The organism is Thermostichus sp. MS-CIW-34 (assembly GCF_054060435.1).
In genome coordinates this window covers 1-14230 of the sequence record NZ_JBSSDE010000028.1, presented here as the reverse complement: position 1 = coordinate 14230, position 14230 = coordinate 1, and the positions used below count along the sequence as shown (strand labels likewise).

Below are 14230 nucleotides of genomic sequence, written 5' to 3'. Positions count from 1 at the left end.
GTACTTCATCAAAGCGCATTCCTCCCGGCACTGACCCTACGGGTACAGTGCGGGGCTCCTGCGATTTCTAGCTGAGCGCTCCATTCTCGGGGATCCAACCGTTCTCCAGCTTGAAAACGAGGCCAAGCCCAGCGCAACAGGGCTCCCAGCTGGGCATGAAACCGCTCTGGGGCAAATTGCAGAGCATGGGCCCGAATCCGCTGCGGATCCCATTCCTGTCGATCCGCCTGCCGCAGCCCTTCCACCAGCGCTTCCACACTGGCCTCGGGAATGAGGATGCCGGTTTGGCCGTGGATGACCGTCTCTTGGGCACCTCCCCGGTTGAGGGCAACCACGGGGCGGCCGCAGGCCTGGGCCTCCACTGCCACTAGGCCAAAATCCTCCTCCCAGGGGAACAGCAGCAGCCGGCAATTGGCTAGCAGTTCCCGGAAACGATCGGGGGGCTGATGGGGCAAAAACTCCACCTGCGGCCCCGCCAGTCGCTTGAGCCGAGCCAGCTCCGGCCCTTCGCCCACAACCAGCAGCCGACGACCCAGCCGTTCACAGGCGGCAATCGCCAGATCCACCCGTTTGTAGGGCACCAGTCGGCCTGCCACCAGGTCATAATCGGCGCTGGGATCCGCCACCGGCTCCAACCCCTGCAGCGGAACGGGCGGATAAATGACCACAGCCTCGCGGCGATAGAGCTTGGCAATGCGGCGGCGAATGTGCTGGGAGTTGGCGATCAACAGATCTGGACGTTGAGCTGCCAGAAAATCCCATTGGCGCAAGCGGTGCAGCAGCCATTGGCCAATTGCGCCAACAGGCCCGCTTCTCCCCAGCCCTTCTCGCTGCAGATACAGCTCCCGGTTCTCCCAGAGGTAACGGGTGGGGCTGTGGATGTAGCTCAGGTGCAGGGTAGAGGCTCCCGTCAGGATCCCTTTGGCAAAGGCGTGGCTGCTGGAGATCACACAGTCATACCCCGAAAAGTCGAAGCTCTCGTAGGCCAACGGCATCCAGGGCAGCAGATACTTGAGGCGGGCGTGGTAGTCAGGGCGCAACACCCCCAGCCACTTGGCCCAGCCTTGCAAAAAGGAGGTGTGAATTGTCAGCTCCTGCCAGCTCGGCGGCAGGGTGTGAGCGGAGAAGAGACTGACGTAAAGGGGGGCCTGTGGGGCAAAAGCCACCAGCTCCTGCAAAACCTTTTCCGATCCCCCCGGCCGGATCAGGTACTCGTGCACCAGGGCCAGGCGCTCAGGCCAAGCGGGATCCCGGCTGGGAAGAGTGGGGACAGCCACAGGAAGGGATCCCCAAGGGTCAGGCACGGTCAGGACTTGGCAGAGCGGCGCTTTTTGCCAATTGGGCCGCTCACCTGCTTGGCTTTCTCGTCGATCCGCTCGTTGATGTAGTTGTAGATTTCCCGAAAGCGAGGCAAGGCCCGCATCTCCAGGCGACTGCCGTCCTTGAGGGTGAGCACCATGTCTCCCCACACGCCCAAGCCACGGGGCACCATAACCACCTTGGCAATCTCGCCGTAGATTACATCTGAGCGCTCCTTGCCGCCCCATCCCCCAATCACGGTGATGCGACGATTGGTAATCCGATAGTGTACCCACAGCTTACGCACCAGTGCCCCCACAAACAGAGGCAAGCCGACAAGTGTAGCCCCAATGAAGGAGTTCAACACCAAATCGCCACTGTGGGGGCCGCCCTCAAAAAAAACCTCCTCTTGCACCGCCATGCAGAGCACCGTCCGGTTGTTTAGAGTGTTGCCGTTAACGATCTTAAACGATTTCTCAGCTTTCCCCAACTGGGGCTAACGGCAGGTTCGGGATTGGGTCAGCCTTCGGACGGCTTGTAGGGAACGGCAGGTGGCCAAGACCAGGTAAACAAACAACACCATCACCACCACCGCCACCGCTGCGGCTCCGGCATTACCCAGCCAGCCCCACCCTTCCAGCCCCGTCAGGGCCACCAAAGCCCAAGAAGCCGGGTGCAGCATTCCCCCCAACAGGAGAATTTGCGAGAGCATTTGCCCAGCCGTAAAGCGGGATCCCAGCACCACCAGGGCCAGTCCGCCGCCGATGTTGATCAACCCCATGTTGCCCAAAAAGGCGTAGCAAATGTGCCAGGCGTACTTTTGTTTGGGCACCTCCTGCCAGAGGAGGGGCTCGGCAGGGATCCCCGAAGCCTCCTGGGGGGCGAGCGGCAACGGCTGAACTTGGCTGAGGATCCAGCCGAGGACAATGGCGGCAACCAGCATCGCCACGCCCGCCTTCACGTTCAGCTTGCCGGGGATGGTTAGCTCGGGGTGGGCCAACATCGCAGATCCTCCTGCAACCCGTCCTAGCCTATCCTGTCTTTGCCCCAAATTGGCCAACAGCCTCAATCCCTTGGATAGAGCAGTGTGCCGCAGCGCTTGCAGAATTGGGCATCCCCATCGTGCTGGGAGAGGCCACAGCCTGGGCAGGCCCACTGTACCGAGTTGCCGCTTTTTACCAGTTGCTTGATCAACTCCCCCACTTGCCAAGGGATCAGGGCTATGCCCGTCAAGATCATCAACACTGTCAGCAGCCGGCCCAGCTCAGAAGTGGGGGTGAGATCCCCAAACCCCACCGTGGTCATGGTAACGACGGAAAAGTAGAAAGCATCCAAAAAGGTGGCAAAAGCGCCAGGATTCACTGGATGTTCTACCTGGTAGATCAGCCCAGAGTAGACGAAAACAATGGCAAAGAGGGTGAAGAAAATGCGCAGCAAAATGCGGCTATCGGCGGAGATCACTTGCCCAAACAGGGTTTTGCCCTCCACCAAGCGCAGCAGCCGCAGGATGCGAAACCAGCGCAAGAGGCGGATGAAGCGAATATCGGTTAGCCCGGCAAAAAAGGGCAAAATGGCCAGCAAATCGATGAGTGAATAGAGGCTGAAGACGTAGCGCAGCTTTTGCGGGGCCGCCGCCAGGCGGAGCAGATATTCCACCACAAACAAGCCGAGAATGAGGCGATCCACCCGCTCCAGCCCAAGACGCACCTCAGGGGGAATGGGATAGGTTTCCACCACAAAGAAGGTGGACGAACAGAAAACCAGCGCCGCCACCAGCAAGTTCACCCAGCGGCTTTCCGGAGTGTCTTGATCCCCCCAATAGCGCTGGAGGATCCCGGAACGGGCAAGATCGAGATCAGCTTGGGTGGGGAGAGTGGTCACAAACGGGATCCAGCTGGGAAGATATCGAGAGAGTTTCCTTTCAACGCCCATCAGGCGCATACTAACTAAGCTAATGGAAACTAGCTCACAGAGCGAACTTCCCCTAAGCAAACGTCCAGGCTTTGGGTGTTAATTAGGTGTTGAGTCGATGTTGCCTCCTATCGTACTGGCCTCGCAATCCCCTGCCCGCCGCCAATTGTTAAAGGCTGCCGGGATCCCTTTTCGCGTTCAGCCCAGCTATTTTGACGAAAGCCAAATCAAAAGCTCAGATCCCGTGGAGCTGGTCCAGAAGCTGGCCTCGGCAAAAGCAGAAGTGGTGGCGGCCCAGCAACGGGAGCCCGTCTTGGTCGTGGGGGCCGACTCCGTGCTCTACCTAGATGGCGAGATCCTGGGCAAGCCGGCCAATGCTCTGGAGGCGGAACGGCGCCTGCGGCAAATGCGGGGCGAAGTGGGAGAGCTCTACACAGGCCATGCCTTGATTGACACGAAGCAGAACCGCCGCCTCACCCACTATGCGGTGACGCGGGTGTTTTTTGCCAAGCCCAGCGACGAGGAAATCCGCGCCTATGTGGCCACCGGTGAGCCGCTCAATTGTGCTGGCTGTTTTGCCATCGATGGCCGCGGCAGCCTGTTTGTGGAGCGGATCGAGGGGTGCCCCGGCAATGTTATCGGGCTGAGCTTGCCCCTGCTGCGGCGCATGATGCAGGAGTTGGGCTATTCCCTCACCGATGCTTGGAGCTAGCCGTCGAGGTGTTGCTTGAGCAGGTCGTTGGCCAGCTTTGGATCTGCCCGTCCCTGAGTTTTTTTCATCAATTGCCCGACAAAGTAGCCGAAGAGCTTGGTTTTGCCCCCCCGATACTGCTGCAGTTGCTCGGGGTTTTCTGCCAGCACCTCGGCGATCATCTGCCCCAGCAGAGCGCTATCCGAGATTTGGGTCATGCCCTTAGCTTCCACCAGGGCGCGGGCCGATCCCCCTTTTTCCAGCAGTTCCGGCAGGATCTCCTTGGCGATTTTGCTGGAGATGGTGCCCTGCTCGATGAGGCCAATCAGCTCGGCCAGGGTTTCCGGCTTCAGGGCAATGTCGGGATAGTCCAGCTTGTGGGTGTTGAGGTAGCTGGCGATGTCGCTCATCATCCAGTTGGCGGCTGCTTTCGGGTCGGCACCGGCGGCGATCACGGCTTCAAAGTATTCGGCGGTGTTGCGTTCATCGCTGAGGTAGCGGGCATCGTACACCGAGAGGCCGTACACCTCCTGATAACGTCGCCGCTTCACACCGGGCAATTCCGGCAGCTCTGCCTGCCAGCGGGTTTTCTGCGCTTCGGTAACGCGAATGGGCGGCAGATCGGGCTCGGGGAAATAGCGATAGTCGCTGGATCCCTCTTTCTTGCGCATGCTGATGGTGCGCTGGCTGTTTTCTTCCCAGAGGCGGGTCTCTTGCACGATCCGCTCGCCTGCCTCCACAGCCTTGACTTGGCGGTTGAACTCGTACTCGATGGCCCGTTGGATGGCGTTGAAGGAGTTCATGTTTTTAATTTCCACCTTCGTGCCAAAGGTCTGGGATCCCAGCGGACGCACCGAGATGTTCACATCACAGCGCAGGGATCCCTCCTGCAGGTTGCCATCGCACAGCCCGGCATAGCGCAGGATGCGGCGCAGCTCTTGCACATACTCGGCTGCCTCTTCCCCGCTGCGGATGTCCGGCTCGCTGACGATCTCGATGAGGGGAACCCCCGCCCGGTTGAAATCCACCAAAGAGTAGCTGGATCCCGATAGGCGGTCGCTGCCAGCGTGGACCAGCTTGCCCGCATCTTCTTCCATGTGCAGACGGGTGATGCCGATGCGCTTGGTACGACCGTCGCTGAGCTGGATCTCAATCCAGCCGTGGGTAGCAATCGGCAGGTCGTATTGGGAGATTTGGTAGTTTTTGGGCAAGTCGGGGTAAAAGTACTGCTTGCGGTCGAACTTGCTGTAGGGGGCAATGGTGCAATTCAAGGCCAAACCCGCTTTGACCGCGTACTCCAGCACCTTTTCGTTGAGCACCGGCAGGGTGCCGGGCAGGCCCATGCAGATGGGGTCAATCTGGGTGTTGGGGGGAGCGCCAAAGGCTGTCGCGCTGCTGGAGAAGATCTTGGAGCGAGTGCTGAGCTGGCAGTGAACTTCCAGCCCAATCACAGCTTCGTATTGCACTTTGGCGGGGGCAGCAACAGTCATGGGATAGGAAAAACTGGCGGTGTAACCATTCTAGTGCGACCTTGGGGATCCCAGCTCACAGACAGTTTCTGGGGACGGCAGCCCAGAACCCAGGACGAGGCCGGAGCAGCCCAGCTTGAAGCAGATCCTCAGAACAGCGAAACTTCCTCAAACGGTAGGGCGAATCTCAAAAGTGGGTAGACCTTCCGGCGGCTCGGAACGTTGCTCAATGGCCTCCACAACCGAACCGGGGCTGCCCTGTTGGCACCAGCGCAGCATCGCCTCCACCGCAGCAGGGGATCCTTCAAAAACGGCCTCGACGCGACCATCCCGCAAGTTGCGCACCCAGCCGCCAACACCGGCATTGCGGGCCATGGCTTCGGTGTGGGCGCGAAACCCCACCCCCTGAACCCGCCCCCGTACCCAGACGTGAACGCGAACCCTGTCACTCATGCCGACGGGGATCCCTCCGTTGTGCTGCAGGGTTCTGGCGACTCGGTCGGCTCCTCCGGAGTCTCTGAGGTCTGCCGATCCAGCCACCCCACAAGAACGTTGACCAGGGCAACCAAGCCTAGGAGCCCCAGCGAGATCCCACAGGCATACCCAATCGCTTGCCACAGCACGGAAGACATGAACCCAACCTCACGAACGCTTGTGCAGAGGATCCCACCCTTCATGCACCGTGACATCCTCCCGGCGCTCGTCCTACGGACAAAGCGCGGGCCACCCTTCCCGTCAGCAGGACGGAGTCCTTACCTCGCGGCTGGGCATTCCTGCCCCACGCCACTTGTCTGGGTCTACAACCCCCGACAAAACGACTGGACAGGTGGTTCCCCTTCCCCAGCCTCCCTGGCTACTGCCAGCTTGCAAAACAAGTCTAATCCACAGGGAACGGTGCATCGGCAGGCAGGATGGACTCCTGCACCCAGGAACCCCTGTCCACCGGACAAGAGCAAGAGGCATCTGGATCAATCCGGTACTTGTAGGTTACCGCCAGCATAAGTAGGTTTTACTACAGATTTCGCTCAACAGATTTCGCTCAGAGGTATGGCGGGGATCCCTGTATCCCGGTGCTTACCCTGCGGGTAGAGTGCAGGACTGATTGCCCCTGCACCCCCGTTAGTTACCGCTAGCTACACCGCCGGGAAGCCCCGCCCTCTATTAGTTAGTGGCTAGTGAATAGTGAATAGTCACTATCCACTAACCACTATCCACTATTCACTATCCAGGGTGAGGGTCGGGATGAAAGGCGGGGACATGATGTTTTGTCCTTACTGGTGCCATAAAAAGTAGCGGGGTTTTATACACTGCCGCTATAGACATCAAGTACAGGGGCGGGGCATCTCGTCCTTTTCGCGTTAGCGGGACGTAGTCCTTAAGCCCAGGAAATGTCCTTTTCGCGCTAGCGGCGCGGAGCGCTAACCGGAGTCACTGTTCGCGTCAGCGGGACGGAGTCCTTGAAGCCCGCACTCTCTCGCTTTAGCGGCGCGGAGCGCTTTGCATCAACATGAGTGCGGGAGTATGTCACTTAAAATGACTACACCAGTCTTGTTCAGCACCAATCTATTGGGTTAGCTTATGGGGGTGTGGGGGTAGCTAAGCCCCGCACTGTACCCGTAGGGTCAGTGCCGGGATACAGATACCCCCACATGGTGTATGATAGGAGTAGTTGCACAAAACGGCTTTTGCCGGAATCTGGTGCAACTACGCGGTAGGGCATTCCGTGTCTGCTCGTGGAGGGTTCTTGCGTAGGCTCCCCGATGAAGCGAGAAGCCCGCTCCGTACTGCCAGCAGTCGGGGTCGGGAGTATGTCACCGCAACACCAGGGCTAGAGCAGTCCCTTGGGATCCCGTCTCGACCAACCGCAAGTCCCCCCCGTGGGCCTGCAGGATGCGCCTGGCGATATATAGCCCCAGACCTCCTGAGCCGGTTGGGTAGTGGTGGCCGGCAATGTGAATGGGCTGGGTCACGTAGGGTTGGGCCAACTCTTCTAGGGGAGCCGGCAAGCCGGGGCCATCATCCTGCACCTGGATCTGGTGGGGGCTGACGATTAACACCACCGCATGGCGTGCGTAGCGCAAGGCGTTGTCCACCAGATTCACCAGCGCCCGCTCCAGCTCTGCCTCATCGGCGTTGCCCCACCCTTCTCCTTCGACTCGCAGATCGATCCCCCGCTCCTGGGCCAGGGATCCCATGCGCTCGGCCACCTTTCTGGCCAGGGATCCCAGATCACAAGGCCGAGGATGCAGCTCGATCTCTCCCCGCTCCAGGCGGTGAGCCTCCACCATTTTTTGCACCAGAGAGAGATTGTGTTGATTTTCCTGCAGGATGCGATCCAGCAGAGCGCGACGTTGCTCCGGCTCGAGCTGTTGATCCTGTTTAAAGGCGCTCAGCAGGTGCCCAAAGGCGATGAGGGGGGTTTTGAGGTCGTGAACGAGGGTAGCGGTAAAGGCTTCTCGCCGCATTTGATCGATCTGGATCTGGCGCAGCAACTGGGCAAAGGCCTGCCGCAAGATCAGGGCTTCCTGGGGATCCCCGGGGCGGAGCAGCAGATTCCAACGGGCGGGCTGGTTAATCAAGGTTTCCAAATGAGCCAACTCGCGGGCCAGCAGGGTGAGGGGGCGCAAAATCATGGAGGACAGAGCATAGCCCACCACCGCCGACAGCACCGCCAGCAACGGGATCCACAGCAGCAGCAGGAGGATCCCTTCAGTGCTGAACTGCGTGTCGGGCCAGATCCACTGCACCGACAGGATGAAAACCAAGTTGGGGACGAACGAAAGGCTGGCAATGACCAATGCCACCTGGGTGCGCAAGCTGTGGGGAAAGCGGCGGCCCCAAAACTCAAGTACGCGGAGTGGTTGCTGTTTCAAACTCGGTGCGCTCGCTTTGACAAGACCTGCTTAAATAATGAATCAATGGTACGGAAGAATGAACATCCCCTCACGGTCAAGGCTGAAGAGTTCTTTCCTAGGTCTTAGAATGACCGTTATGTCTTGAGCCACTTCATCCCCATGAATAAAGAAGGATGCCGTAACCCCAGCTTTTAGGATACCCAGCTACCCCATTCTTTAGAGAAGCCGCGCCGTATTCCGGTTGGCAAAGCTGTGGACATCACGGCAAAGGCAGCTTGATCCCCGGGCGTAACCAACGTTGAGCAATCATAGTCGTTTCAGGTTAGGGTGAGGCGCCTGGGCCATTGAGAAAAGCCTTTGGCCGCATGCATTATTGCTCGGCAACGCTGACGCGACGACGCGACCAACGTTTTGGGTGTAGTGTCCCAGTTTGGGTCAAAGGACTACAAGTTCAACAGATCAAGATCGAGGGGCAGAGCGGAGCTCTCAAGCTCCTGAGGCATGAAAAAACCCCTGGGCGTCTGTCCGTGTTTCGACCCCAGAGGCTTCTTCTCTTCACTCCTCACCACTATTGAGCGTAGCCGCCCTTCCAAAGGCTGTCAAGCACTTTCCCATTGGGGTTGGCGTGTGGGAAATTGCGCTAGGGTGGCACTGCCGTACAGGATCATCTGCTGGGGCTGCAAGTTCACCCGGTCTACCCGCAGCTCAGTGCCTCGCAAGGCGAGCCGATCCAAATCCAGAAGCTCATTCAGGCAGCGTACCAAAGCTTGGCTCAAGGCTAGCTCCTCTTCTGTACCGCTTTCAAACACTGGATCTGTAAAGCGGATGCGACGCCGCTCCAGCACCTCAACCTGGGCGGAAAAACCGACGCAGAAAGCCCTGGCTTCTCCCTGCTGTACATTTGCCTGGAATTGCAGTCGTCGCGCCGGGGTGATGCTGATATGGACGTGATGGAAGGATAGGGGGCTATCATCCTGCTTTCCTAAGGCCAGCCTATTCAGCACAAAAGGTGTGTTAAACGATTGCGCCAGATCGTCTTCGCTCAGCACCACGCGCATTGTGGCCTGTACTGGCTGGCGCAGCTTGATCTTCCCCTGCCAAATTTGGCTGAAATCGATGGCCACCGCATTGCAGAATAGCTCCAGAGCCGAAAGCCTCAGGCCGTTGTACATCTGCAGATGCTGGCCCAACAGTTCAAAGCTGTCGATACGACCCTGCAACAATTTGGCAACAGGCTCCACTCGCACGCGCGCCTCCAGCCGCTCTGCATGCTTAAAGAGGGCACGAATGGCTGCGCCTACCCCTCGGCTAACCCAATCGACAGCCATGGGATTCTGGAGGGAAAGTTGGGGCAGGAGTCCTGTAGCCATGGGACAAGGTGAAGTTCGCCTACAGGGATCATAACCAACCATTAAGAAAAGTTACAACCTTTGCCAACGGAGAGGCTGTTCTCTCAGGGGTAGGTGCGTCCCTCCTGCATAGCCGAGCGGGCCACGGCTGCGATCCCCTGGTCGGTGGCACGGGGCAGATGAAAGTACCGTCCGCCCGCCAATTCCGCCAGTTCGGCGCTGAAGCCGGTGGTTACAAAGCGGCTTTGGGAATCGATCAAAAGCAGCTTCAACCCCAGGGCGCGGATGCGCAGGGCGATCTCCCGCAGCTCTTGCTTGAGGTCGATGGGATCCGCTCCCAACTGGCTTTTGCTGTCGCTCCGTCCCAAGGAGCGGCTGAGGGGAATGTTGGCCCGGCCATCGGTGAGGGCCACCAGCATCACCTGACCTACATCGCCAGCGGTGCGGGCATTGACTCCCATGCGCACGGCTTGGGTGAGGGCATGGGCGAGAGGGGATCCCCCGCCACAGGGCAGGGATTCCAGACGGCGGCGGGCCAGCTCGATGGAGCGGGTGGGGGGGAGCAACACTTCGGCAGTTTCCCCACGAAAGGCGATGAGGGCCACCTTGTCACGGTTTTGGTAAGCCTCGGTGAGCAGGCGCAGGGCGGCACCTTTGGCCGCTTGCATGCGGTTGAGGGCCATGGAGCCGGAGGCGTCCACCACAAAGATCACCAGGGCTCCGGCCTTGCGAACCAGCTTTTTGGCGCGGATATCGCTCGGCTCCACAATCACGCTACGTCCCGGTTGCCGCTGGCGGCGGCTTTTCTGATAGGGGGCAGCAGCTCGCAAGGTGGCATCGACGGCAACGCGGGGGTTGGATCCCTGGGGCAGGATGGGCTTGACGTAGCGGCCTCGGTCGGCGCTGAACACCAGGCTGCGGGATCCCGTTTTCCCCTGTTGGTTGAGGGACTGGGCAAAGGCCAGCAGGCGCGGGTCGAGGGCCACCTGCTCAGGATCGAAAAAAAACTCCTGCGGCAGGCTGAGGCTTTCCGGCTGGGGATCCGTCTCCTCCTGGTCCTCGCCGGTGTCGTCGGAATTGCTTGGGGAAGGATCCGACTGTTGGGATGGTGGCGGGGGGGGAGGGGGGGGCTGGTCGGGGTCGTATTGGGCGCGGGGCAGCAGCACCAGTTGCACAGCCTGCTGCAGATCCTCGGCCAACAGGCGATCCCGTCCTTCCAGAGCTGCCAGGGCACAGGCGGCTCGCAGGGCAAATTGTTCTCCCCGGTGCCCTTGGACGTTGCCGCGGATGGCCTCCTGCACCAGGTAGAGGAGCTGTTCCCGCTGCGGCTTGACCTGGGGCAGCCACTCCCGCGCCAGGAGGATGCGGGTGCGGATTTCCTCCAGTTCCGCCTGGTGCTCGGCCAGGAAGGGCTCGGGAGCATCGACAAATTGCGTTGCCCGTTGGACAATTTCCCCTCGCTCTTCTAGGCTCAGCTCCTGCCCCACCGGCACCACCAGTGCCAGGCGATCCAGCAGGTGGGGGCGCAGGGATCCCTCTTCGGGGTTGTAGGTGGCCACCAAGAGAGGCCGGCAGGGGTGTTGCAGACTCAGCCCCTCCCGTTCCAGGCGGTTGACCCCATCCCCCACCACCGTCAGCAACAAGTTGACGATGGCGTCGTCCAAGAGGTTGATGTCATCCACATAGAGCACGCCCCGGTGGGCAGCAGCCAAGAGCCCTGGCTGGAAGACCGTTTCCCCCTGCCTGATGGAGGCCTCCACATCGACGGATCCCAGCAGCCGATCTTCGGTGACGCCCAGGGGAACCTGGACAAAGGGGGGCGATATCACTTGGGTGGGCGGCACCTCTCCGGCTGGGTAGCGAGCCTTGGCCCAGTCGGACCAGGTATCCGGTCGCGCCGGATCGTCGTTGCAATAGGATCCCGCAATCACCTCGATGGGCGGTAGCAAGGCGTGGATCCCTCTGGCCAAAACCGACTTGGCGGTGCCGCGAGGCCCCACCAGCACCACACCCCTTAGGCTGGGATCCACTGCTGCCAGCAGCAGAGCCAGCTTGGCCGCCTGTTGCCCCACTACAGCGGTGAGGGGAAAGGTACAAGGAGCGGATAGAGTTGCGGATCCCATGGTTGGCGGGTAGGCTTGGCGAGCAACGGTTCAATCGAGCAGATTCGCAGCGGAGCGGGAGCTGTACACCCCAGTCTATCGCTTGAGTGCTCCGCACCGCCTTTGCAACTGAGATTTTCTGGGGAGCATGCCTCTAACCCCCAAAACCCTGAACTTTGCTGAATTTACTGAGCTTTAGGCGGTTTGGCAAAAGTCATTGAGAGGGATATAGTAGACCAAGTTTCCCCCTGATCCTTGAGTCCACCGCAACGGTTGCCGGGAAGTGAAGGGGGAAAGCGCTCGGGGGGTATTCCTCAGGGCTTTGCGGGATACCGCCTTCCTGTTTGGACTCCGTCCCGCTGACGCGAACAGAGATAGGCAGGATGCGATCGCTTCTTTCCTGAACCATGTTCAGGAGAGTTCAGCGTGAATGTATCAGGTTCCAAACCGGCTCCAGACAGTTCCCCAAGCCCTCTCCCAAGGGGAAGGGGTAGGTCGGAATCAAGGCCACCAATGGCCTACGGCGACTGGGAATACCCCTGGTGAGCCGCCGCTGTTTGGTGGTCATCTTCTGTTCAAAATGGGCATCACTTCAGCGGGTTGCAATCATCACGTGTTTGGTGATTTGGTAGTCGCGCACCGCTTCTGCCGAGAGATCTTTGCCAAATCCCGATTGCTTAAAGCCGCCATGGGGGGCCTCAGAGGCAATGGGAATATGGTCGTTGATCCAGACGGTGCCGAACTCCAGATCGGCGGCCAACCTCATCGCTCGTCCGATGTCTTGAGTCCACACAGAAGCCGCCAGCCCGTATAGGACGTCATTGCCCAAGCGTAGCGCTTCCGCTTCTTCGCGAAACGAGCCGAGCGTGAGAACCGGCCCAAAAACCTCACTCTGTACGATCTCCGCTTTTTGATCGACATTGGCAATCACCGTGGGTTCATAGTAGTAGCCCTGGGCAAGCTGGGAAGGGATCCGACCGCCGGTCAGCACCTTGGCTCCCTCTGCTTTGGCCCGCTCCACAAATCCCATCACCCGCTCCCGCTGGGCTGCTGAGACCAAAGGCCCCATCTCCACTCCCGCCTCGAAAGGGGATCCCACCGTTACTTTGCGCATGGCTTCTACAATGGCCTCTTGCGCCTGCGCCAGCTTGCTCTCGTGCACATAGACGCGGGTGGCTGCCGTACAGTCTTGGCCGGTATTGACGGTGGCAGCAAATGTGGCCTTGGCAGCAACGGTCTCTACGTCCGCATCCTCGAAGACGATAAACGGCGCTTTGCCCCCCAGTTCCAAATGCACCCGCTTCAGGGTATCTGCCGCTGTCCGCATCACCTGCTTGCCGGTGGCGGTAGAGCCGGTAAGGCTGACCATGCGCACCTGGGGGTGCTCCACCAGGGCTTGGCCGGTGGCATTGCCTCCGGTAACGATATTGACTACCCCGGGCGGGATCCCAGCCTCGGCGATCAGTTCCCCCAGCATCAGGGTGGTCAGGGGGGTGGCAGGAGCGGGCTTGAGCACCACCGTACAGCCGGCGGCCAGGGCGGGGCCGATTTTCCAGACAGCCATCATCAGCGGATAGTTCCAAGGGGTAATTTGCGCGCACACCCCCACTGGCTCTTTGCGAAAGAGGGAGGTGTAGCCCTTGGCGTATTCCCCAGCACTAAAGCCATGGATGTCGCGGGCGGCGGCGGCGAAGAAACGCAGATTATCCACCGCAAACGGCAAATCTCCCCCTAAGCTGAGGAACTCGTAGGGCTTGCCGGTGTTTTCCGATTCCACACGAGCCAGTTCTGGGGCACGAGCCTCGATCAGATCTGCCAATTTCCAGAGGGCCAGGGATCGCTCGCCGGGGGTAAGTTTCGACCAACGGCCATCGTAGAAGGCTGTTTGGGCGGCCTGCACCGCCCGATCCACATCGGCAGGGCTGGCATCCACCACCTCTGCCAGTTTCTCGCCGGTGGCCGGGTTCTCGATGGTCATCAGGCCCCCCCCTTGGCTATCGACCCATTGGCCGTCGATCCAGAGTTTGTAGGCCATAGCGATGTCCTCAACAGCTTGGTGAAATGGCTCTCCCCATTGTGCCGAATCTTTTTGGCTCGGCTTGAATCATAAGCTTCATTCAACTTTGGCAACTTTGGGGTGCAGAGATGGGATCCTTTGGGATTGGGATGGCCCAAACGGCTATTCGCAAAGCGGGCCGTAGACTGTGGCCAACGGTGCACTGGTGAGGATCCCGCATCTGCTAACTAACGGAGGTGCAGGGGCAATCAGTCCTGCACTCTACCCGCAGGGTGAGCACCGGGATACAGGGATCCCCGCCATACCTCTGAGCGAAATCTGTAGCAAAACCTACTTATGCTGGTGTAACCTACAAGCACCGGATTGATCCAGATGCCTGCCAACAAGCCGCTCGCGTCAGCGGGACGGAGGCCTTGCTGTTGGCGTGGCTGGAGATTGGCCGGGACGTATACAACTACACTTTGCCGGAAATCAACGAGTGGATAGCATCTTGCTCTTGGCCGGTGGACAGGGGTTCCTGGGTGCAGGAGTCCATCC

Annotated in this window: 12 protein-coding genes; 1 reads left to right on the top strand and 11 read right to left on the bottom strand. The window is 59.8% G+C overall.

The window, feature by feature from the left end; genetic code table 11:
• Window positions 1-8: 8 nt before the first annotated feature.
• The 4 genes from ACVWYY_RS10160 to ACVWYY_RS10145 form a co-directional block, all read right to left on the bottom strand.
• On the bottom strand, window positions 9-1277 hold the full coding sequence (locus tag ACVWYY_RS10160; RefSeq protein ID WP_457440441.1) for a glycosyltransferase: 1269 nt from the start codon (window positions 1275-1277) through the stop codon (window positions 9-11).
• A 29-nt stretch (window positions 1278-1306) separates the two neighbouring features.
• Entirely contained in the window at window positions 1307-1720 is a 414-nt protein-coding gene (locus tag ACVWYY_RS10155; protein ID WP_011432347.1) for a PH domain-containing protein, read from the bottom strand.
• Window positions 1721-1795: 75 nt separating this feature from the next.
• A complete protein-coding gene (locus ACVWYY_RS10150; RefSeq protein ID WP_011432348.1) occupies window positions 1796-2302 on the bottom strand; it encodes a hypothetical protein in 507 nt (168 codons plus the stop codon).
• A gap of 62 nt (window positions 2303-2364) precedes the next feature.
• Window positions 2365-3180, bottom strand: a complete 816-nt coding sequence (locus ACVWYY_RS10145; RefSeq protein ID WP_457402337.1) for an ion transporter — start codon at window positions 3178-3180, stop codon at window positions 2365-2367.
• A gap of 148 nt (window positions 3181-3328) precedes the next feature.
• On the opposite strand from ACVWYY_RS10145, the gene ACVWYY_RS10140 reads away from it, so the two are divergent.
• Window positions 3329-3922: a Maf family protein gene (locus ACVWYY_RS10140; RefSeq protein ID WP_457402339.1), complete on the top strand. Its 594-nt coding sequence runs from the start codon at window positions 3329-3331 to the stop codon at window positions 3920-3922.
• On the opposite strand, the gene gatB is transcribed toward ACVWYY_RS10140, so the two are convergent.
• From gatB to ACVWYY_RS10105, 7 genes are all read right to left on the bottom strand, one after another.
• The gene (gene gatB / locus ACVWYY_RS10135) at window positions 3919-5391 is read right to left on the bottom strand and encodes an Asp-tRNA(Asn)/Glu-tRNA(Gln) amidotransferase subunit GatB (RefSeq protein ID WP_011432351.1); all 1473 of its coding nucleotides are present in this window, start codon (window positions 5389-5391) and stop codon (window positions 3919-3921) included. The genes ACVWYY_RS10140 and gatB overlap by 4 nt on opposite strands.
• Window positions 5392-5538: 147 nt before the next feature.
• On the bottom strand, window positions 5539-5823 hold the full coding sequence (locus ACVWYY_RS10130; RefSeq protein WP_414351467.1) for an acylphosphatase: 285 nt from the start codon (window positions 5821-5823) through the stop codon (window positions 5539-5541).
• Window positions 5820-6002, bottom strand: coding sequence for a hypothetical protein (locus ACVWYY_RS10125; RefSeq protein WP_041436250.1), 183 nt, complete (start codon window positions 6000-6002; stop codon window positions 5820-5822). The genes ACVWYY_RS10130 and ACVWYY_RS10125 overlap by 4 nt, the downstream gene beginning before the upstream one ends.
• A 1179-nt stretch (window positions 6003-7181) precedes the next feature.
• Window positions 7182-8243 carry a sensor histidine kinase gene (locus ACVWYY_RS10120; protein WP_457402341.1) on the bottom strand — a complete coding sequence of 354 codons (1062 nt, stop codon included), beginning with the start codon at window positions 8241-8243 and terminating at the stop codon, window positions 7182-7184.
• Window positions 8244-8824: 581 nt separating this feature from the next.
• Complete coding sequence (locus ACVWYY_RS10115) at window positions 8825-9553, bottom strand: LmeA family phospholipid-binding protein (RefSeq protein ID WP_011432355.1); 729 nt, start codon at window positions 9551-9553, stop codon at window positions 8825-8827.
• Window positions 9554-9678: 125 nt separating this feature from the next.
• A complete protein-coding gene (bchD, locus tag ACVWYY_RS10110; protein WP_457440439.1) occupies window positions 9679-11697 on the bottom strand; it encodes a magnesium chelatase ATPase subunit D in 2019 nt (672 codons plus the stop codon).
• 571 nt (window positions 11698-12268) lie between these two features.
• Window positions 12269-13711 (bottom strand): gamma-aminobutyraldehyde dehydrogenase, encoded by a 1443-nt coding sequence (locus ACVWYY_RS10105; protein ID WP_414344852.1) that lies wholly within the window; start codon window positions 13709-13711, stop codon window positions 12269-12271.
• Window positions 13712-14230: the final 519 nt, after the last annotated feature.